Annotated in this window: 17 protein-coding genes; 12 read left to right on the top strand and 5 right to left on the bottom strand. The window is 70.7% G+C overall.

Features of this window, described 5'->3' with window-relative positions; all coding sequences use genetic code 11:
- Positions 1-90 precede the first annotated feature (90 nt).
- The 4 genes from ACUZ2Y_RS23570 to ACUZ2Y_RS23585 all read right to left on the bottom strand — a co-directional run bounded on the left by ACUZ2Y_RS23570 (position 91) and on the right by ACUZ2Y_RS23585 (position 2,891).
- Positions 91-918: a hypothetical protein gene (locus ACUZ2Y_RS23570; RefSeq protein WP_476322403.1), complete on the bottom strand. Its 828-nt coding sequence runs from the start codon at positions 916-918 to the stop codon at positions 91-93.
- A gap of 137 nt (positions 919-1,055) precedes the next feature.
- A complete protein-coding gene (locus tag ACUZ2Y_RS23575; protein ID WP_476322406.1) occupies positions 1,056-1,907 on the bottom strand; it encodes a hypothetical protein in 852 nt (283 codons plus the stop codon).
- A 324-nt stretch (positions 1,908-2,231) separates the two neighbouring features.
- Positions 2,232-2,540, bottom strand: coding sequence for a hypothetical protein (locus ACUZ2Y_RS23580; protein ID WP_431425635.1), 309 nt, complete (start codon positions 2,538-2,540; stop codon positions 2,232-2,234).
- A gap of 66 nt (positions 2,541-2,606) precedes the next feature.
- Positions 2,607-2,891: a chorismate mutase gene (locus ACUZ2Y_RS23585; protein ID WP_476322409.1), complete on the bottom strand. Its 285-nt coding sequence runs from the start codon at positions 2,889-2,891 to the stop codon at positions 2,607-2,609.
- Between the two features lie 259 nt (positions 2,892-3,150).
- Here ACUZ2Y_RS23585 and pcrA point away from each other — a divergent pair, with 259 nt between their 5' ends.
- Both pcrA and ACUZ2Y_RS23595 read left to right on the top strand, forming a co-directional pair.
- Positions 3,151-5,505 carry a DNA helicase PcrA gene (pcrA, locus tag ACUZ2Y_RS23590; protein ID WP_476322412.1) on the top strand — a complete coding sequence of 785 codons (2,355 nt, stop codon included), beginning with the start codon at positions 3,151-3,153 and terminating at the stop codon, positions 5,503-5,505.
- 100 nt (positions 5,506-5,605) lie between these two features.
- Entirely contained in the window at positions 5,606-5,905 is a 300-nt protein-coding gene (locus ACUZ2Y_RS23595; RefSeq protein WP_476322415.1) for a hypothetical protein, read from the top strand.
- A gap of 6 nt (positions 5,906-5,911) precedes the next feature.
- On the opposite strand, the gene ACUZ2Y_RS23600 is transcribed toward ACUZ2Y_RS23595, so the two are convergent.
- Entirely contained in the window at positions 5,912-6,610 is a 699-nt protein-coding gene (locus tag ACUZ2Y_RS23600) for a M23 family metallopeptidase (protein ID WP_476322418.1), read from the bottom strand.
- 819 nt (positions 6,611-7,429) lie between these two features.
- On the opposite strand from ACUZ2Y_RS23600, the gene ACUZ2Y_RS23605 reads away from it, so the two are divergent.
- The 10 genes from ACUZ2Y_RS23605 to ACUZ2Y_RS23650 all read left to right on the top strand — a co-directional run bounded on the left by ACUZ2Y_RS23605 (position 7,430) and on the right by ACUZ2Y_RS23650 (position 19,020).
- On the top strand, positions 7,430-9,208 hold the full coding sequence (locus ACUZ2Y_RS23605; protein ID WP_476322421.1) for a hypothetical protein: 1,779 nt from the start codon (positions 7,430-7,432) through the stop codon (positions 9,206-9,208).
- Positions 9,205-9,477 carry a hypothetical protein gene (locus tag ACUZ2Y_RS23610; protein ID WP_476322424.1) on the top strand — a complete coding sequence of 91 codons (273 nt, stop codon included), beginning with the start codon at positions 9,205-9,207 and terminating at the stop codon, positions 9,475-9,477. The genes ACUZ2Y_RS23605 and ACUZ2Y_RS23610 overlap by 4 nt, the downstream gene beginning before the upstream one ends.
- 134 nt (positions 9,478-9,611) lie before the next feature.
- Positions 9,612-10,781 carry an ADP-forming succinate--CoA ligase subunit beta gene (sucC, locus tag ACUZ2Y_RS23615; RefSeq protein ID WP_476322427.1) on the top strand — a complete coding sequence of 390 codons (1,170 nt, stop codon included), beginning with the start codon at positions 9,612-9,614 and terminating at the stop codon, positions 10,779-10,781.
- A 2-nt stretch (positions 10,782-10,783) separates the two neighbouring features.
- On the top strand, positions 10,784-11,674 hold the full coding sequence (gene sucD / locus ACUZ2Y_RS23620) for a succinate--CoA ligase subunit alpha (RefSeq protein ID WP_476322430.1): 891 nt from the start codon (positions 10,784-10,786) through the stop codon (positions 11,672-11,674).
- Positions 11,675-11,859: 185 nt separating this feature from the next.
- The gene (locus ACUZ2Y_RS23625; RefSeq protein WP_476322433.1) at positions 11,860-12,522 is read left to right on the top strand and encodes a DUF5336 domain-containing protein; all 663 of its coding nucleotides are present in this window, start codon (positions 11,860-11,862) and stop codon (positions 12,520-12,522) included.
- Between the two features lie 130 nt (positions 12,523-12,652).
- On the top strand, positions 12,653-13,960 hold the full coding sequence (locus ACUZ2Y_RS23630; protein ID WP_476322436.1) for a cell division protein PerM: 1,308 nt from the start codon (positions 12,653-12,655) through the stop codon (positions 13,958-13,960).
- Positions 13,961-14,047: 87 nt separating this feature from the next.
- Positions 14,048-14,644 carry a phosphoribosylglycinamide formyltransferase gene (purN, locus tag ACUZ2Y_RS23635; protein ID WP_476322439.1) on the top strand — a complete coding sequence of 199 codons (597 nt, stop codon included), beginning with the start codon at positions 14,048-14,050 and terminating at the stop codon, positions 14,642-14,644.
- Positions 14,641-16,221 (top strand): bifunctional phosphoribosylaminoimidazolecarboxamide formyltransferase/IMP cyclohydrolase, encoded by a 1,581-nt coding sequence (gene purH / locus ACUZ2Y_RS23640; protein WP_476322442.1) that lies wholly within the window; start codon positions 14,641-14,643, stop codon positions 16,219-16,221. Before purN ends, purH begins: the two co-directional genes overlap by 4 nt.
- A gap of 382 nt (positions 16,222-16,603) precedes the next feature.
- Positions 16,604-17,380: a hypothetical protein gene (locus tag ACUZ2Y_RS23645; RefSeq protein WP_476322445.1), complete on the top strand. Its 777-nt coding sequence runs from the start codon at positions 16,604-16,606 to the stop codon at positions 17,378-17,380.
- Positions 17,381-17,463: 83 nt separating this feature from the next.
- On the top strand, positions 17,464-19,020 hold the full coding sequence (locus tag ACUZ2Y_RS23650) for a DNA polymerase Y family protein (protein WP_476322447.1): 1,557 nt from the start codon (positions 17,464-17,466) through the stop codon (positions 19,018-19,020).
- Positions 19,021-19,104: the final 84 nt, after the last annotated feature.

Genomic DNA, 19,104 nt, shown 5'->3' on the forward strand with positions numbered 1-19,104 from the left:
CGCACAAGCACAGCCCTGTCCCCCCGGAGCCCCGATGCAGCGGCTACATATTGTCACAGGAGGGCGTCGAATTGGGCCGTTCGTGGCGAACTAGTTGAGTTGAGCCGACAGCAGCTCGGCTCCGATGATCCGCTGCGGCACGGCGTCGGCCACCGTCAGCAGCTGCTTGATCCGCAGCTGGGAGCCGCCGATCAGGTGCATCCGGACGACCGCGACGACGCCGTCGGCCTGCTCGACGACCTCGAGCACCTCCACCTTCCTCACCCTGGACCACGAGCCGAGGAACTGGCCGAGTGTCGTGGAGAAGACGTCGCCCGACAGCAGGGAGTAGGCCCGGCTCGGGTCGCTTTCGATGAGCCGGTAGTACTCGATGACCAGTTCGCGGTTCGACGTCTTGGGCCGCACCTGCTCCGGTGTCGGCACCTGCTGTGGCGTGTCGCCGGTCGCGGCCCGGTCCGCGCCCTGAGCGCCACTGTGAGCGCCGCTCTGGGTCCCGCCCGTGCCCGCGGGCGGAATCGCGGGGCCCGTGTCCTGACCTTTGTTCAGGGTCGCGGACGCGCTGCCGGTCTTCGGGTCGGGCAGGCGAGCTCCGGCGACCGCGCGGTTGAGCTCGTCGGGCAGGAGGGCTCGCTCGCCGGTGATCTGATTGCTGGGCCGGGCGCCCGCGTCGGCCGCCTCGCGGTCACGGGTGATCACGGTGGCGGCGGCCACGGCCCCGCACAGCGTCGCCGTGGCCACGCTCAGCACGGCGATCTTCGCCATCGTCGCGGCGCGCGACTGGGGTGGCCGATGCGAGGTCGGCTCGTGCGGCACGAGGTCATCGATGTCGGCGGGCAGCTCGATCCGCTTGCCGATCAACTCGGTGACGTGAACGGAACCGGAGCGGACGTGCCGCTTGCCGGTCGTCGGACGATCCACTGACGCTTCCTCCGCCTGAGTTTCGCTGTTCGGGGCAACTCGTACCGTGCCGCTGCTGCCCTACACCACTCTTTCTCGGCTGATCACCCGATCGAGGCGATAGGCGGCGCCGAGATTCACTCAATAGGAGTAACCGGTCACCCCATGCGAGTGTCACTGGTGATCTTCGGTTCACTGCTATAGGTGAAAACAAGCTCACGTTCTTCCGTGATGACACTGCCGTCCTTGCGGATCAGCCGCAGCGTCGAGAGCGTCTTCGACCGGTTGGCGTCGATGGTCATCCGCTGCACCTCGATCCGGGCGACATCGGCGTAGCGCCGCTCCAGCTCCTCCTGGCCGTCGTAGCGGGCCTGGCCGGTGGTCATCAAGTACGCCGCGTCCGGGTCCTGCGTGACCTGCGCGAAGTAGGTCTCCGTCCGGTCGCCGATCTTCTCCGGGTCGGCCACCGGACCGACCAGCACGGGTGTCTGCACCGTCGTGCGGGTCGGGGAGGGAGCGGCCGTTGTCGTCGGGGCCGCCGTGGTCGGAGCCGGTGCGGGCTGCGTGTTCCGGCCGGGAGGCGGCGCGGTGAGCTGCTGGCGGTCCGACGGCTTGGCCGACGCTGTCGTGGGCGGCGCGCTGCTCGGGGCGGGCGCGGACGGGCGCTCCGACATCACGGCGTCACCCGGCAGCTCCAGGGGCAGCCCCGGGTAGCTGGGCAGACCCGGCAGCGCGTCCACCATTTCGGGCTTGCGGGGGTTGGTGACCAGCGTGACCGCGGCGTAGGTCAAGCCGACCATCACCAGGAGCGTGGCGGCGACGGCGAACCACGCCGCGTGCCGCCAGCTGCGTGGCGGTGTCACCGAGGCCGGGATGCTGCCCAGGTCGAACTTGGCCAGGCCGGTCGCGGGCGCGTCCGGGAACAGTCCGGCGATCACCGGCAGGACGTCGGTCTCCTCCTCGGGACCGGCTGGGTGGACGGGTGGCGTCCGCGGCGTCCACGAGGTCACACTCGCGCCCCGCCGGTGTCGCCCTCGGCCTGGTCCGTCCTGCGCGGTGACCCGCCCGCTCGCCATGTGGTGGAGACTCCTGTCCTAGCCGGTCGTGACGCGGAGTCGCCGACCGATTGCCGGTCAGCTCGTGTCGACGACCTGGAACTCCTCGGCCAAGTGTCCGGTGCGCACCTCAGTGGATGGCGTAGCCGTACTCACTCAGCAAAGAGTAAGCCGTTGCACAGCGTTCGTGAGTCAGGGCGCGCCACTCGTCGCAACCTCACACATTCGGGTGAACGCGGGCTTATTTCTCTGCCGTGCGTGGGAATCGACCCGTTCGAGTCACTCGCCGCTGCGGTACTTCGCCATCGTCGTCGACAGCGAACTGCCCGCGACCGCGCCGGACCCGCCCGCCACGAGGATGGCCAGCACGTCGGCGAAGCCGCCGCCGCTGGTGAGCAGCCAGCCGAGCAGCGCGCCCGCGGTGGTGACGCCCGCGATCGGCCACCGGCCCCGCACGTACTGGGCGACCGGCGCGCCGCTCACCCCGCGTTTGCGCGCCGCGGAATTGAGCAGCGCCAGGTAACCCGCGAAACCGAGTGCCGCGACGAAGGCGACGATGGCCACGATGACAGCGATGAGATCGAGCATGTGCCCAGTCTGCCCGAGCGCGCGCCGGATCGACTCGGGGATCGCCCGGAGGCACCCCCTGATCTTCTACCTTCCGAGTCGGCCGCGGCCGAGGTCGAGCAGCACCATCGCCAGCGTGCGGCCCGCGGGACCGAGTTCGCGGTAGCGCGCCACGACGTCCATCTCGCGGTTGACCACGATGCGCGGTCCGCCCGCGGCCATGCGCGCGGCGCCGATCGTCTGCGAGACCTCGGCCCGGCGTTTCACCAGGCGCAGGATCTCGCGGTCCAACTCGTCGATTTCTTTGCGCAGCTCGGCGACTTCCTCGGGGGCGGGAAGCTCGATGCTGGGTTTGACCGTGTTCTCGGACATCGTGATCCTCAGCGGTTGGGCGGAGATTCTCAGCTCCCGAGCGCACAAAGCCCCGGGGTCCGAGGACTCCGGGGCTTCGTGGTGGTTTTTGGTGCTATGCCACAACGGGAGCCGGAGTCCGGATCCCGTAAAAAAACTCGTAGTGGCGCTGCACGGATCGAGTGTGACACACCGTGGCCGCGAGGTCGACCGGGAGTCCGGCCTGTGGGATCGGCACTTTTCGTCTTCGTCGGTGGCCCCCGGTACCGTTGCCCGCACGATGGAAGCACTCTTCGACCTCCCCACCACCGAGCCCGCCGCGCCCCGCCGCCAGTCCGGCTCCGCAGCGCTCCTCGACGACCTCAACGACCAGCAGCGGCGTGCCGTCGAGCACATCGGCAGCCCGCTGCTCGTGGTCGCGGGCGCGGGCTCCGGCAAGACCAGGGTGCTGACCCGGCGTATCGCGTACTTGCTCGCGGAGCGCGACGTCCATCCCGGCCAGGTCATGGCGATCACCTTCACGAACAAGGCCGCGGCCGAGATGAAGGAGCGCGTCGCCGACCTCGTCGGCAGGCGGGCCAACGCGATGTGGGTGTCGACGTTCCACTCGATGTGCGTGCGGGTGCTGCGCCGCGAGGCCAAGACGCTGGGGATGACGTCGAGCTTCTCCATCTACGACGCCGACGACTCGCGTCGCCTCATCACGCTGGTCGCACGCGACATCGACCTCGACCCCAAGCGCTACCCGGCGCGCACGCTGTCGATCCACATCTCGAACCTCAAGAACGAGCTGATCGGCCCCGAGCAGGCGTCGTCGGCCGCCGCCAACGACCTGGAGCGCCGCGTCGCCGAGGTCTACGTGGAGTACCAAAGCAGGCTGCGCCAGGCCAACGCGATGGACTTCGACGACCTGATCATGCGCACGGTCGAGCTGCTGCAGGGGTTCCCGGACGTCGCCGAGTACTACCACCGGCGCTTCCGGCACGTCCTTGTCGACGAGTACCAGGACACCAACCACGCCCAGTACACGCTGGTGCGTGAGCTGGTCGGCCGCGGCACCGAGGGCTTGGCGCCCGCCGAACTCTGCGTCGTCGGCGACGCCGACCAGTCGATCTACGCCTTCCGCGGCGCCACCATCCGCAACATCGTCGAGTTCGAGCGCGACTACCCGAACGCGACGACGGTCATGCTGGAGCAGAACTACCGCTCAACGCAGACCATCCTCAACGCCGCCAACGCGGTCATCTCGCGCAACCCGGACCGGCGCGACAAGCGCCTGTGGACCGCGCTCGGCGACGGCGAGAAGATCGTCGCCTACGTCGGCGACAACGAGCACGACGAGGCGTCGTTCGTCGCGCGTGAGATCGACCAGCTGGTCGACGCGGGCATCGCGAACAACTGCGATGTGGCGGTGTTCTACCGGACGAACAACCAGTCCCGGGTGTTCGAGGAGATCTTCATCCGGATGGGACTGCCGTACAAGGTCGTCGGCGGTGTCCGCTTCTACGAGCGGCGCGAAGTCCGGGATGCCTTGGCGTACTTGAGGGTTCTCGCGAACCCGGAGGACACGGTCAGCCTCCGCCGCATCCTCAACGTCCCCCGCCGGGGCATCGGCGACCGCGCGGAAGCCTGCGTCTCCACTCACGCCGACCGCGAGCGGATCTCCTTCGCCGCCGCGCTGAACGACGCCGCCGTGGGCAAGGTGGCACTGCTGAACCCGCGCTCCCAGCGCGCGATCGCGGGCTTCGTCGAGCTGATCGACGGCCTTCGCCGCTTCGTCGACGACGGCCAGGACGTCGCCGAGATCCTCGACGCGGTCCTCGACCAGACCGGCTACCGCGCCGAACTCGAAGCCAGCGACGACCCGCAGGACGCCTCGCGGCTGGAGAACCTCACCGAGTTGGTGACGGTCGCCCGCGAGTTCACGGAGGCCCCCGCCGACGAGCCGCCGCCGGACGCGGTCGACTCCGCCACGGTCGGCCCGGAGGCGGGCTCGCTGGCCGCCTTCCTGGAGCGCGTGTCCCTCGTGGCCGACGCCGACCAGGTGCCGGACCCCGACGATGAGTCCGGCGGCATGGTCACGCTGATGACCCTGCATACGGCCAAGGGCTTGGAATACCCGGTGGTTTTCTCCACGGGGTGGGAGGACGGGATCTTCCCGCACATGCGCGCGTTGAGTGATCCCACGGAACTCGCCGAAGAGCGCCGCCTCGCGTACGTGGGCATCACCCGCGCCCGCGAGCGCCTCTACCTGTCCCGCGCGATCGTCCGGTCGGCATGGGGTCAGCCGATGACCAACCCGGCGTCGCGGTTCTTCGACGAGATCCCCGCCGACTTGATCGACTGGCGGCGGATGGGCCCCGACCGCTCCAGCCCCAGCCGGGCCACCACGTGGGGCTCTCGGGCCACCGGAACGGGCCGCGCCGGGCTGCGTCCGGCGCCGTCCAAGGGCTGGCAGGACACCGCGGCCCTGACGCTGGAAGTGGGCGACCGGGTCAACCACGACAAGTACGGGCTGGGCACTGTCGTCGCCACCGACGGCACCGGCCCGCGTGCGACGGCGACGATCGACTTCGGCACCGCGGGCACGATCCGCCTCATGCTGATCGGCAGCGTCCCCATGGTGAAGCTCTAGCCGCGCATCACACGATCGAGTCACATTCGAACTGATGTTCGAAAATTGTCGGTCCCCTGCGGTTGACTGACCCCATGGCGCAAGCAGGGGGGAACAGGGAATGGACGAGTTGCTGCACCGGCTCCTCGCCGAGGCGGTGGGCCGCTACCTCGACGCGGTCGACCGGCTCGCGGCCGGGCAGCAGGCGGTCGTCGGCGGCGAGATGCGCAGGCTCACGGCGGCGTGGCGCAGTGTGCTGGGGCTCCATCGGCCCTCGGGGGCCCGCACCCGCTGTGCGGGGTGCGGGCGGGCCCACCTTCCGGCGCCTGGGCGGCGTGGCTCCCTGTGCACGGTATGGCGTGTCGCGAGCGCCTATTTCGTGCGGGCCGACCCGGAGGGCGGGGTGATGCTCAAGCGGTGACGCGACTCAGAGGCTGATGCCGCGGGCGATCAGCCAGGGCAGCGGGTTCATCTTGCGGCCGCTGGCGTCCCACACCTCGAAGTGCAGGTGCGGACCGGTGGACTGGCCGCGGTTGCCCATGTGGGCGATCAGCTGACCGGCCTTGACCCGCTGGCCTTCGCGTACGACGTAGTCGTTGACGTGGCCGTAGACCGTGACGGTGCCGTCCGCGTGCTGGACGCGGACCCAGAGGCCGAAGCCGCTGGCGCTGCCCGCCTCGATCACGGTGCCGTCGGCGACCGAGACGATCGGCGTGCCGATGCGGTTGGCGATGTCGATGCCGTAGTGGGTGGTGCCCCAGCGGGCACCGAAGCCGGAGGTCAGGCTGCCGCTGGCGGGCTTGAAGGCCTTCGGTCGTGCCGCTTCTTCCTGCTGCTTCTGTACCTCGGCGGCACGGGCGTTGCGGGCCTGCGCGACGCGCTCGGAGGAGGCCATCTTCTGGGCCTCGAGCGTGCCGTCGGAGGTCTTGGCGAGCGTGAGCAGCTCGGGCGCGATCGGCCCGTCACCACCCATGCCGCCCATGTGGGAGGAGGCGTCGCGGGTGCCTGCCAGCGGAACGATGTCGTCGCTCGACGAGCCGGCGGCGGATTGGAGGGTCTGCCCCGCGGCGGCCGCGGCGAAGGCGCCGACGGCCACAGCGGCCACGACCACCCGGCCACGCAGCACGGACGAGGGTGGAGCGATTCGGTGCGCACCGCGAACTTGAGGGGCGCGATCGAGCGCTTCGTCGAGCACGGTGAACTCGCGTTCACCGCCGGTGGAGCGATGTCGAGACAAAGCTAGCCTTCCGCCTTCGGGGAGTCAGATCCGGACACCGGCTCGCGGGGACGAGCTCTCGGTGAGGACGCCGGGCGGGGGACCCGGATGGGGCGGCGGTGGAGCAGGTTGCCAGCCCCAGTCCATTCGTGATCGGACTGTGACAACGGACTGGGCGACAGTAACGGGGAGATACCGGGATGGGCAACATCTACACGTGTTATCTGCCAACCGTGGCGAAGGGTGGAAGTTCCTGTACAGCGGTTACTACCCAAAGTTAACCCCACCTCACACCCTTTAGTGTGACCTGGGTCTCGTTTCAATAGGCCATTTAGGTGGTCCAGCCTGAGTTGATCGCTCACGCCAACCGCGACAAACCGACACAAACCGCGCCAACCCCACAAGCCCCACCGGCCCCAGCGACTTGGGGCTCACCTCAACCGACGTGCCCCAACCCAGCCATCACGCGCCCCAACATCAGGCTCCGGCCGACCGTCACCCATCTCTCAATCCGTCCCCGAATCCCGCTGCCTGCCGACCCGGCCCAGTCCGCCCATCGAGCCGGCCGCCCCTCAAGCTCCACCACAGTTGTGCCCCGCCTGCCCGGCCTCGAAACCCCCTCCGTCCACGCCGCCCTCAGACATTCCGATCCACCGCACCCCGCCCATCAGGTGCATCCCACATCGCGGAAGCGGTCCGACCCCGCCGGTCTTGCTAGCGTTGCCCGCGATGACCTCGCGGATTCGAACGTCGCTCCTCCGCCACGCGGACCAGGCCGACGGCGCACTTCCCGTTGTTCGCATCGACTGGGCCGATGTGCCGGGCAGGCTCCGGGTCGCACTGTTCCTCGGGGTCGCGGGCGCTGTTCTCCTGGTCGCCGGGCCTGCGAGCGGCCTTGTGGCAAACGGCCCCGACGCCGGTTTTGGCGCGCTGCCGCTCCTGGCGTTCCTCGCCGCCGTCCCGCCGCTGCTCGCGATCGGCTTCGTGATCGCCAAAGCCCCCGCCACCGGCGCCGCCGTGCTGGTCGGGTCCGCCGTGCTGGCCCCCGGCCGCGCCCTGGTCGACGCGCAGTTCGCCGTCGACCCGCTGCTCACCTCGCGCCCCGAGATCCTGGTTCCGACGGTCCTCGCGCCCCTCGACGCCGCCACCGGCCTGTGGCTGCTGCTCGCCGGACACGGCGCGGTCGCGCTGGCGGGCCTCCTGGCGGTCGGCCGGGCAGGCGCCATCTCCGGCACGCTCTACGCCGCCGAGTTCGACGACCACTCCGCCGACCGCTCGACCAAGGCCCAAGGCACCTCCCTGGTGCTGGCCCTCATCGCCGCCCTGCTCGCCGCCGTCGGCCTGCTGCTCGCCCCGTTCCGCTCGGACAACGCCTTCGTCCTGGCCAGCAGCGTGATCGACGCCCCGCCGCTGGCCTGCTTCGGTGTCCTTCTCCTCGCCGGTGCCGCCGCGGCAGGCGCGGTCTTCGGCGCCGGGTCGGCCCGCCCGCCCGTCGCCCGGGGTGTGGTCCTCGGGGTGACGGCCGCCGTCGCGGGCGTCACCGTCCCGCAGCTCGCGGCCGCCACCGCGGTCGACCGCCTGCACCCCGCCCCCGGCCCGGTCATCGCCCTGTCCGCGCTGATCGCCCTGACCGTCGCGGTCTGGCTGCTCAACCGCCAGGAGAACCCCGCCGAGGACCGCGCGACCGAACTCGACACCGGCCGCCTGCACCTGACCGCCGGAATCCTCGGCCTGGCAGCCGCCGCCGCCGCGTTGGCCGCCGCGACCTCCGTGCAGCTCGTGGTCACCGGCGGCCTCGACCGTCCCGTCGCCTACTCCAGCAGGCTGTTCGTCCCCGCCGCGATCATCGTGCTCGCCCTGGCCGTTTCCCTCCTGTTCGCGCGCGCCGCCGCCGCGACCCGCCCCGCGTTCGCCGTCGCCGTGATCGCGATCCCGCTGGTCGCGGCCAGTTCGAGTGATGCCGTCTTCACCGCCGTCAGCGCCAGCGACGCCGTCAGCGCGGGCCCCGGCGCCTGGTTCGGTGGGATCGCGGCCGTGCTCGCCGTCGCCGCGGGCTGCGTCGCCGCGCTCGCCGGGGTGGCCGAGCGCGACGACGTCGACCTCACCCAGCGCCAGGCCAACCTCACCCTCGCCGCGCCCCTCGCCGCGGCCGCCCTGTTCGCCATCGGCGCCTTCGGCCTGCCAGTCCTCAAGGCCCCCGGATTCGTCGCCCCCGGCATCTGGTCCCACTTCCGCCCCGCGTCCTGGGGTTTGCTCCTAGGCGTGGTGGCGGTTCTCGCGGTCATCGCCATTGCCGCGTTCTCGCGCCCACCCCGCGGCGGCGCGCTCCTCGCGGGTGCCGCGGCGCTGGTGGCGGTCCACGCGCTGGAGTTCGTCCTGACGTCCGACCGCGCCGAAGGAGCGACCGCGGGCCCCGGCACCTGGCTGTCACTGGCCTGCGTGGCCGCGCTGCTCGTCGGCGCCCTCGTCGCCGCCATCGCGCGACCCGCCGCGAAGCCGCGCCGATGACCGCCCGCGTGGTCCTGGCCGAGTTCGGCGAAGCCGACATGCACGCCGTGGCGAGGCTGCTGCGCGACAGCGGGATCGAGGTCGTCTTCGCCGGACACGGCAGCCCCGATCAGGTGGTGACCATCGCGATCCAGGAGGACGCCGATGCGATCGCGGTCGATGAGCACGTGGGCATGGTCACCGCGCGGCTCAGGGAACAAGACGCCGCCGACATCGAGGTTTACGACTACATCGACGTGCTCACCTGGGCCGCGAAGGCGAAGTGGTGACAGACCTCACCGTGATAGTGACCCTCTGGTGACAGACTTCACCGGGTGTGAAGTTTCGGGTCAATCCGCAGGTCGCTAGGGTCTTCACGTCTGACAGCATCGCGTCGAAGACACCGTAGTCAGGAGACTGTCGAGTGGACCTGTACGAGTACCAGGCGAAGGATCTTTTCGCCGCCCACGGGGTCCCGGTGCTGCCGGGCGACGTGGCTGACACAGCCGAGAAGGCCCGCGCCATCGCGGAAGAGCTTGGTTCGACCGTGGTCATCAAGGCCCAGGTCAAGACCGGCGGCCGGGGCAAGGCGGGCGGCGTCAAGCTCGCCGACAACGCCGACGACGCCCAGGCCAAGGCCGAGGGCATCCTCGGTCTGGACATCAAGGGCCACATCACCCGCAAGGTGCTGGTGACGGTCGCGTCCGACATCGCCGAGGAGTACTACTTCTCGTTCCTGCTCGACCGCGCCAACCGCACCTTCCTCGCGATGGCGTCGGCCGAGGGCGGCATGGACATCGAGCAGCTCGCCGTCGAGCGTCCCGACGCCCTCGCCAAGATCCCGGTCAACGCCATCGACGGCGTCGACCTGGCCAAGGCGCAGGAAATCGTCGCCGCCGCCAAGATCCCGGCCGTCGTGGCCGACCAGGCCGCGGACGTCATCGTGAAGCTGTGGGAAGCCTTCGTCGGCGAGGACGCCACGCTGGTCGAGGTCAACCCGCTGGTCCGCGACCCGCAGGACAAGATCATCGCCCTCGACGGCAAGGTCACCCTCGACGAGAACGCGGGCTTCCGCCACCCGGCGCACGCCGACCTGGTGGACCAGGAGGCCGAGGACCCGCTGGAGGCAGCGGCCAAGGCCAAGGACCTCAACTACGTCAAGCTCGACGGCGAGGTCGGCATCATCGGCAACGGCGCGGGCCTGGTCATGTCCACTCTGGACGTCGTGGCCTACGCGGGCGAGAAGCACAATGGCGTGAAGCCGGCGAACTTCCTCGACATCGGTGGCGGCGCGTCGGCCGAGGTGATGGCCAACGGTCTGCACATCATCCTGAACGACCCGGCGGTCAAGTCGGTGTTCGTCAACGTCTTCGGCGGCATCACCGCCTGTGACGCGGTCGCCAACGGCATCGTCGCGGCGCTGGAGATCCTCGGTGACGAGGCCACCAAGCCGCTGGTCGTGCGCCTCGACGGCAACAACGTCGAAGAGGGCCGCCGCATTCTGGCCGAGGCCAACCACCCGCTCGTGACCGTGGTGGACACTATGGACAACGCTGCCGACAAGGCCGCCGAACTCGCGGCTGCGGGGGTCTGACAATGGCAATCTTCCTGACTGACCAGAGCAAGGTCATCGTCCAGGGCATGACCGGCTCCGAGGGCACCAAGCACACGGGCCGCATGCTCAAGTCCGGCACCAACATCGTCGGCGGGGTGAACCCGCGCAAGGCGGGCACCAAGGTCGAGATCGAGGGCGTGTCCCTGCCGGTCTTCGCCACCGTCGCCGAGGCGATGGAGGCCACCGGCGCCGACGTGTCGGTGATCTTCGTTCCGCCGAAGTTCGCCAAGGACGCCGTCATCGAGGCGATCGACGCGGGCATCGACCTCGCCGTCGTCATCACCGAGGGCATCCCGGTGCACGACAGCGCCTACTTCTGGGCGCACGCGGTGGCCAAGGGCAACAAGACCCGGATCATCGGTCCGAACTGCCCCGGCCTCATCAGCCCCGGAAAGTCGAACGCGGGCATCATCCCAGCCGACATCACCGGCCCGGGCAAGATCGGTCTGGTGTCGAAGTCCGGCACCCTGACCTACCAGATGATGTACGAGCTGCGCGACATCGGTTTCTCGTCCGCGGTCGGCATCGGTGGCGACCCGATCATCGGCACCACCCACATCGACGCCCTCGAGGCGTTCGAGCAGGACCCGGAGACCGAGCTGATCGTCATGATCGGCGAGATCGGTGGCGACGCCGAAGAGCGGGCCGCGGCCTACATCAAGGAGAACGTCACCAAGCCGGTCGTCGGCTACGTGGCGGGCTTCACCGCGCCCGAGGGCAAGACCATGGGTCACGCGGGCGCGATCGTATCCGGTTCGGCAGGCACCGCGCAGGCGAAGAAGGAGGCCCTCGAGGCCGCCGGGGTCAAGGTCGGCAAGACGCCGTCCGAGACCGCCGCCCTGGCTCGCGAGCTGTTCCAGGCGAAGGTCTGATCCAGACACAGCGAAAGGCCGGACGCGTTCGCGCGTCCGGCCTTTGTTGTTTTCAAGTTGTTTCCACTTGTTTCCAGGATGGGGAACCGAGGCCTGCCGGTGTCCGTCGGATCACCGCAATGGGCTAGCGTTTCGCTGGCTGAAAGATTGTTTCTGTGCGTCGAGCTAGCTGAGGAGAGCACGCGATGACCTATCCAGGCGGGGCACCGGGTGGTTACCCGGGTCAAGGTCCGCAGCAGCCCACGATGGGCTACGCGCCCACGCCTGCCGGCCCGAAGCTCGAGCTGGCACAGATCCTGCACCTCGCGGTCGCGGGTCTCGGTGTGCTCAACCTGTTCCTCGGGTTCGCTCCGCTCAGCACGGGTGTGAACTTCTACGAGGTGTTCACCGGCTGGGTCCCGGGTCTGCTCCTGCTCGGCGGTCTGCTGTCGCTGCCGGTGATCCTGCCGGGGGACAAGAAGGTCGGTCTCACCCCGCCCGCGATCATCCTGTCGGTCGTGCTGGCCTACCTGTTCATGATCTTCTCGATCGACGGCTCGCTCAAGGCGGGTGGCGTCATGGTGCTGATCTTCGGCATCCTGCAGGCCGGTGCCGCCGTGGCCGCGTTCCTCTTCGACAACGGCATCATCAAGCCGCCGCAGCCCGCTCCGGCCAACCCGTACGGCCAGCCCGGTGGCTACAACCCGCCGTCCGCGCCGTTCCAGCAGCAGCAGCACCAGCAGCAGGCGCCGTTCGGCCAGCCGCAGCAGCCGCAGGCCCAGCAGCCGCAGCAGACCTTCGCGCCGCCGCCGGGACAGTTCGGCCAGGCACCGGGCACCCCGCCGGGCGGATACCCGCAGCAGGGCTGAGCACAGGTTCTTCACGGGGCGGCACCGTCATCGACGGTGCCGCCCCGTTCGTGTGTCAAGGTATTCACCGGATCGGCTGATGGCGGCGTGGCACCCGAGGGTGTCATCACCCGAATGCCAGAGTGAGGCCATGGCGCTGCTGGAGACCGACCGGATCGCACCGGTGGCGCGCGCCCGGGTGTTGGTCGTCGCCGCGCTGGGTCCGCTGCTCACCGGGTACGCCGCCGTCGCCGCGGTGATGGCGCTGGTCACGGCGATCGCCTCCAGATCCCACTTCTCCACGGTCGGCGTGCTCATCGCCGCGCTGCCCGGGTGGCTCGCCGCCCACCAGGTCCCGCTGATCGTGCGAGGCCATGAGCTGGGTGTGCTGCCCCTGCTGCCGACGCTGCTGCTGATGCTGCTGGTGTCCCGCACCGCCGCGGGTGCCGCCGAGCGCGTCGACGCCGTCGGGCCGCGCGAGACCGGTCACGTCGTCTTCGTCATCGTCGCGGCCCACGCCGCGTTCGGCCTCACCATCGCCCTGGTTCTGGGCGACGGCCCGGTCGTCGTCGACCCACTGGCCGGGTTCTACTACCCGGCGCTGCTCGCCGGGCTCGCCGCGTACGTCGGCCTCCTGCGCCGGTCCGGGACCCTGGACTGGTGCGCCGAGCGCGTCGACGACTTCGCCTGGGCCGGGCTGCGGGCCGGGCTGTCGGCGGTGGCCGCGCTGCTCGCCGCGGGCTCGCTGGTGGTGACGTTCGGGCTGGTCACGTCCTATGGCGCGGCGAACACGATGTTCGCCTTGGACGGTCCCGGCAGTGCGCTCGGCATGCTGTTGCTCTCCGCCGGATACCTGCCCAACGCTGTGATCGCGGGGACCGCGTTCATCGCGGGCCCGGGGTTCTCGATGGGCTCGGTGTCGATCGCCCCGCTCGACTTCGACGGCGGCCCGGTGCCCGCGCTGCCGTTGCTCAGCGCGCTGCCCGAGCAGGCGGCGGCGTGGTGGATCGCACTGTTCCTGCTGCCCGCCGCCGTCGGTGCGCTGGTCGGCTGGGTGCTGCGGTCGGTCGCGGAGTCGCCTAAAGACCGGCTGCGTTCGGTCGCTGTCGCCTCGGTCGTGGTGGCGCTGAGCTTCGCGGTGCTCGCGGGCAGCGCGGGCGGCGCGCTCGGCGGCGGCCCGTTCCACCCGCTCGACCTGCGGGCGGCCCTGGTGTCGTTCGCCCTGGCCTGCTGGGTCGCGGTGCCCGGCGGCTTGGTGGCCTGGTTCGCGGGGGAGCGGCCGGTCGTCGAAGGTCCGGTGGGTCTCATCAATCCTGAGGACCCGGAGGACCCGGAGGACGAAGAAGACCCCGAGGACTCTGAAGACGTCGACGAGGACACCGACACCGACGACGACGCGGCGGAGGAGACCGCCGACACAACCGAGTCGACCGACGCCGAACCGGACGCGGGCCGCTGAACAAGATCGACCGCGGACCGCCTACGCTGGGCCTATCCCGTTCCGGCGCCGCAGGAGACCACGCTGAGTTCCCAGTTCCAGCCGGCAGTGCCTGCCAGGATCGTCGTCCTGGTGTCGGGTTCGGGCACCCTGTTGCAGGCCCTGCTCGATGACGCCGGGATACCCGCCCGCATCGTCGCCGTCGGCGCCGACCGCAAACGCATCGAGGGACTGGCCCGCGCCGACCGCGCGAACGTCCCCACCTTCACCGTCCGCGTCGCCGACCACGCCGACCGCGCGGCCTGGGACCTCGCCCTGACCGAGGCCGTAGCCGCTTATGCGCCGGATCTGGTCGTCTCCGCCGGGTTCATGAAGATCCTCGGGCCCGAGTTCCTCACCCGCTTCGCCCACCGGGTCATCAACACCCATCCCGCGCTGCTGCCGTCGTTCCCCGGCGCGCACGCGGTCGACGACGCGCTCGCCTACGGCGTCCAGGTAACCGGAAGCACGGTCCACCTGGTCGACGGCGGCGTGGACACCGGCCCGATCATCGCCCAGGAGCCCGTCCCCGTGGCGCCCGGCGACGACGCGGCCACCCTGCATGAACGGATCAAGACGGTGGAGCGACGGCTCCTGGTCGACGTGGTCACCAGGATGGCGCGCGACGGATACACCGTGGACGGACGAAAGGTGAGCATCCCGTGACTGGGCATCCCGAGACTGGGCAGCAGCGGAAGCCGGTTCGCCGGGCGCTGATCGGCGTGTCGGACAAGGCGGGCCTGCTGGAGCTGGCCACCGGTCTGCACGCGGCGGGCGTGGAGATCGTCTCGACCGGCGGCACCGCGAAGACCCTCGCCGACGCGGGCGTGCCGGTCACCCGGGTCGAGGAGGTCACCGGCTTCCCCGAGTCGCTCGACGGCCGGGTCAAGACACTGCACCCGCGCGTGCACGCGGGCCTGCTCGCCGACACCCGCAACCCGGCGCACGTCGCGCAGCTCGCCGAGCTCGGCATCGCCGCGTTCGACCTGCTGGTGGTCAACCTCTACCCGTTCGCCAAGACGGTCGCCTCGGGCGCGTCGGTCGACGAGTGCGTCGAGCAGATCGACATCGGCGGCCCGGCCATGGTCCGCGCGTCGGCGAAGAACCACGGCAGCGTGGCCGTCGTGGTCGACCCGTCGCGGTACGAGTGGGTGCTCGCGGAGGTCAACGCGGGCGGCTTCACCCTGGCCGACCGGCAGAAGCTCGCGCTGGAGGCCTTCCGGCACACGGCGTCCTACGACGTCGCGGTCGCGTCCTGGATGGGCGGCGTCCTGTCGCCGGACGACGAGGGCTCGGGTTTCCCCGGCTGGGTCGGCGCCACCTGGCAGCGCTCCAACGTCCTGCGCTACGGCGAGAACCCGCACCAGCGGGCCGCGCTCTACACCCAGGGCGACGGTTCGAGCGGCCTCGCGACGGCCACGCAGCTGCACGGCAAAGAGATGTCGTACAACAACTACGTCGACGCCGACGCGGCGTGGCGTGCGGCCTACGACCATGAGGCCCCGTGCGTGGCGATCATCAAGCACGCCAACCCGTGCGGCATCGCGGTCGCCGAGATCGACATCGCCGAGGCGCACCGCAAGGCCCACGCCTGCGACCCGTCGAGCGCGTTCGGCGGTGTCATCGCGGCCAATCGTGAGGTCAGCGTGGACATGGCCGAGCAGATCGCCGAGGTCTTCACCGAGGTCGTGGTGGCCCCGGCCTACGCCGACGGTGCCGTCGAGGTGCTCACCAGGAAGAAGAACGTCCGCATCCTGATCGCCCAGCCGGTTCGCCGGGGTGCCGAGATGCGCCCGGTGTCTGGTGGGTTGCTTTTGCAGACTGTCGACACCATCGAGGCCGACGGCGACGACCCGGCCAAGTGGACCCTCGCCACCGGCACCGCGGTCGACGACGCCACGTTGGCCGATCTCGCCTTCGCCTGGCGAGCCTGCCGCGCGGTGAAGTCCAACGCCATCCTGCTGGCGAACGACGGCGCCACGGTGGGAGTGGGCATGGGCCAGGTCAACCGAGTGGACGCGGCCCGGCTCGCGGTGGCCCGCGCGGGCGAGCGAGCGGCGGGTTCGGTGGCCGCGTCGGACGCGTTCTTCCCGTTCCCCGATGGCCTGGAGGTCCTGCTCGAAGCAGGCGCCCGCGCGATCGTGCAGCCCGGCGGTTCGGTCCGCGACCCCGAGGTCATCGCGGTCGCGGAGGCGGCCGGGGTGCCGGTGTACCTGACCGGGACGCGCCACTTCGCGCACTGAGTAGTTCACCGCAACTGACCGTGTGGCCTGGCCTTTTGGCCAGGCCACACGCATGTGTGCGGAGCGGTTGACAAGGTGGCGAGGGGCTCGTATGGTTTGCCGTGTCGAACATGTGTTCGAACGGGGTGGGCGGAGTCGAGGCCACTCGCCCCGCCGCCGTCTCCCCACGGCGCTCGCGTAACTGAGCGGTACGCGCAGCAGGCGCGGGGAGGTGTGAGCGGTGCGGTCGCTGGCTGCTTTCGGCGCGGGGAAGAACCCGGAAGCAGCCGGCGACCCTGCTCTTGAACACCTTGATCACTCTGTCCTTGATCCAGGCGGCCATCCCGGTCTCTTCACCCCCGATGACCTTCGTGCCGCCTTGGCCGCCTTGGATCCTCGATCCGTGCGGCGGACTGTCCGCGTCGAGGGCGTCACCTTCGACTCCTCTCTGGTCGATCCAACAGAGGGCACCCTCGACTTCGGCGACCTTCGGTCGGCCACCGGTCTGCGCACCTTCTCCGGCGAAGGCGCCGTCGCCCTCGACTCCTCCGTTCGTCTCGCGTGGTCCGATCACGCGCCCGCCGTCCACCCCGCGCGCATCCTCCCCATCCGCGAAGACCTGGCGCCCCTCTTCCCCTGGGGCGGTCTCCGCCGCGGCGGCACCGTGGCCGTCCGCGACTCCGCCGCCTTACTGCTCACTCTGCTCGCCGAGCCCACCGCGAACGGTTCCTGGGCCGCGGTCATCGGCATCCCCGACCTCGGTGTCCTCGCCGCCGCCGAACTCGGCGTCGCGGTGGACCGGCTCGCCCTGGTGCCCGACCCCGGCAACGACATCGTCACCATCGCCGCCGCCCTCCTCGACGGCTTCGACATGGTCGCCCTGGCCACCTCCAAGATCACCGACGCGCAGGCCCGCAGACTCTCCGCGCGGGCGCGCAGCCGTGGCGCCGCGCTCGTCGCGTTCGGGCCGTGGCCGGGCGCCGATCTGGAACTGCGCTGCACCCGCGCCCGCTGGTCCGGCCTCGGTGACGGGCACGGCCACCTCCGCGCCCGCCTGGTCGAGGTCCACGCCCAAGGCCGAGGGTCCGCCGCCCGGCCGGTCCGCGCCCGCCTCGCCCTCCAGGGCACCCCGTTCACGCCGCCTCGCGGCCCTTGTCCACAGCTGAGCAAGACCGGTTGACACCCCACTTGTTCGAACGTATGTTCGAGTCAAGCGAATCGTCTCCCCACGATGAGCACATCCGATCAACCCTGGGGAGAGCCATGTCCCGCCTGCTCGTCGTCTGGTGCCCCGACTGGCCAGTCGTCGCCGCGAGCACGGTTGCCGGTCTGCCGCTCGACACCCCCGCCGCCGTCTTCGCCGCCAACCGCGTCGTCGCCGCCAACGCCCGCGCCCGCGCCGACGGTGTCCAGCGGGCGATGCGCCGCCGGGAGGCGCAGAGCCGCTGCCCGGACCTGGTCGTCTTCCTGGACGACGTCGACCGCGACGCCCGGATGTTCGAGCCGGTGGCCATGGCCGTCGAGGAGTTGGCCGTCGGCGTCGAGGTGATCCGGCCCGGCGTCGTCGCCGTCCCCGCGCGCGGGCCGGTCGGCTACTTCGGTTCCGAGGAGGCCGCCGCCGAACGCCTCATCGATCAGGTCGCCGCCCGGACCGGCGCCGAGTGCCAGATCGGCATCGCCGACGGCCTCTTCGCCGCCACCCTCGCCGCCCACCGAAACCGACTCGTCCCGCCTGGCGGCAGCCCCGAATTCCTTGCCCCGCTGACCATCCGCGAACTCGAATCAGGCAGGCCGGACCTGGTCGACCTGCTGCGCAGACTCGGCATCCGCACCCTCGGCGCGTTCGCCGCCCTGGACCCCGGCGATGTCTCCACCCGGTTCGGCGCCGACGCCAAGCTCGCCCACCGCCTGGCGAGCGGCCTGCAAGAACGGCCGCCCTCCCGCAGACGCCCCCCGGTCGACCTGTCCGTCACCCACAACCCCGACCCGCCCATCGACCGGGTCGACGCCGCCGCGTTCGTCGCCCGCACGCTCGGCGAGCGCCTCCACACGGGCCTGGCCGCGCACGGTCTCGCCTGCACCCGCCTGGGCATCCACGCGAGCACAGCCAACGGCGAGACTCGCGACCGCGTGTGGCGCTGCGCCGACCCGCTCACCGCGTCCGGCATCGCCGACCGTGTCCGCTGGCAGCTCGACGGCTGGCTGCGCGGTGGCGCGGGCCGTCCCTCTGCGGGCATCACGGTCCTGCGCCTCGAACCGGAGGAGACGGTCGACGGCCGAACCCTCCAACTCGGCCTCTGGCAGGGCGGCCACGACGAACAAGCCGAACGCGCCGCCCGCGCCATGGTCCATGTCCAAGGCCTGCTCGGCCCGGACGCTGTCCTCACCCCGGTCCTCAGCGGCGGCCGGGGCCCCGCCGATCAGGTCCACCTCGTCCCGTGGGGCGACGAACGTGTCCCGCCCACACCTCCCGACCGCCCATGGCCCGGCCGATTACCCGCGCCCTCGCCCGCCGCCATCCCCGTGCGCCCGCTGCCCGCGTCGGTGCTCGACGAGGCAGGCGCCGAAATCGGGGTGACCGGCCGGTTCCGCCTCACCGGCGAGCCCGCCCGCGTGGCCTACGGCGGCGGATGCCCCCGCGCGGTCGCCGGTTGGGCCGGGCCATGGCCCGCCGACGAACGCTGGTGGGACCCGGATTCCGCCCGCAGGCGCGCCCGCCTGCAAGTGCTGTTGGCCGAACAGTCCGAAGAGGACAGCCAGGAGGCGCTCCTTCTGGTGCGTGAGAACAAAAGATGGTCCGTAGAAGGGATATACGCCTGATGCGATACGACGAAGACCCGCTCACCGCCGTCGACAGGGCCGACTGGATCGACTTGACCGACCTGATCCCGCTGCCGCGCCGTT

The organism is Actinokineospora sp. UV203, assembly GCF_056323665.1.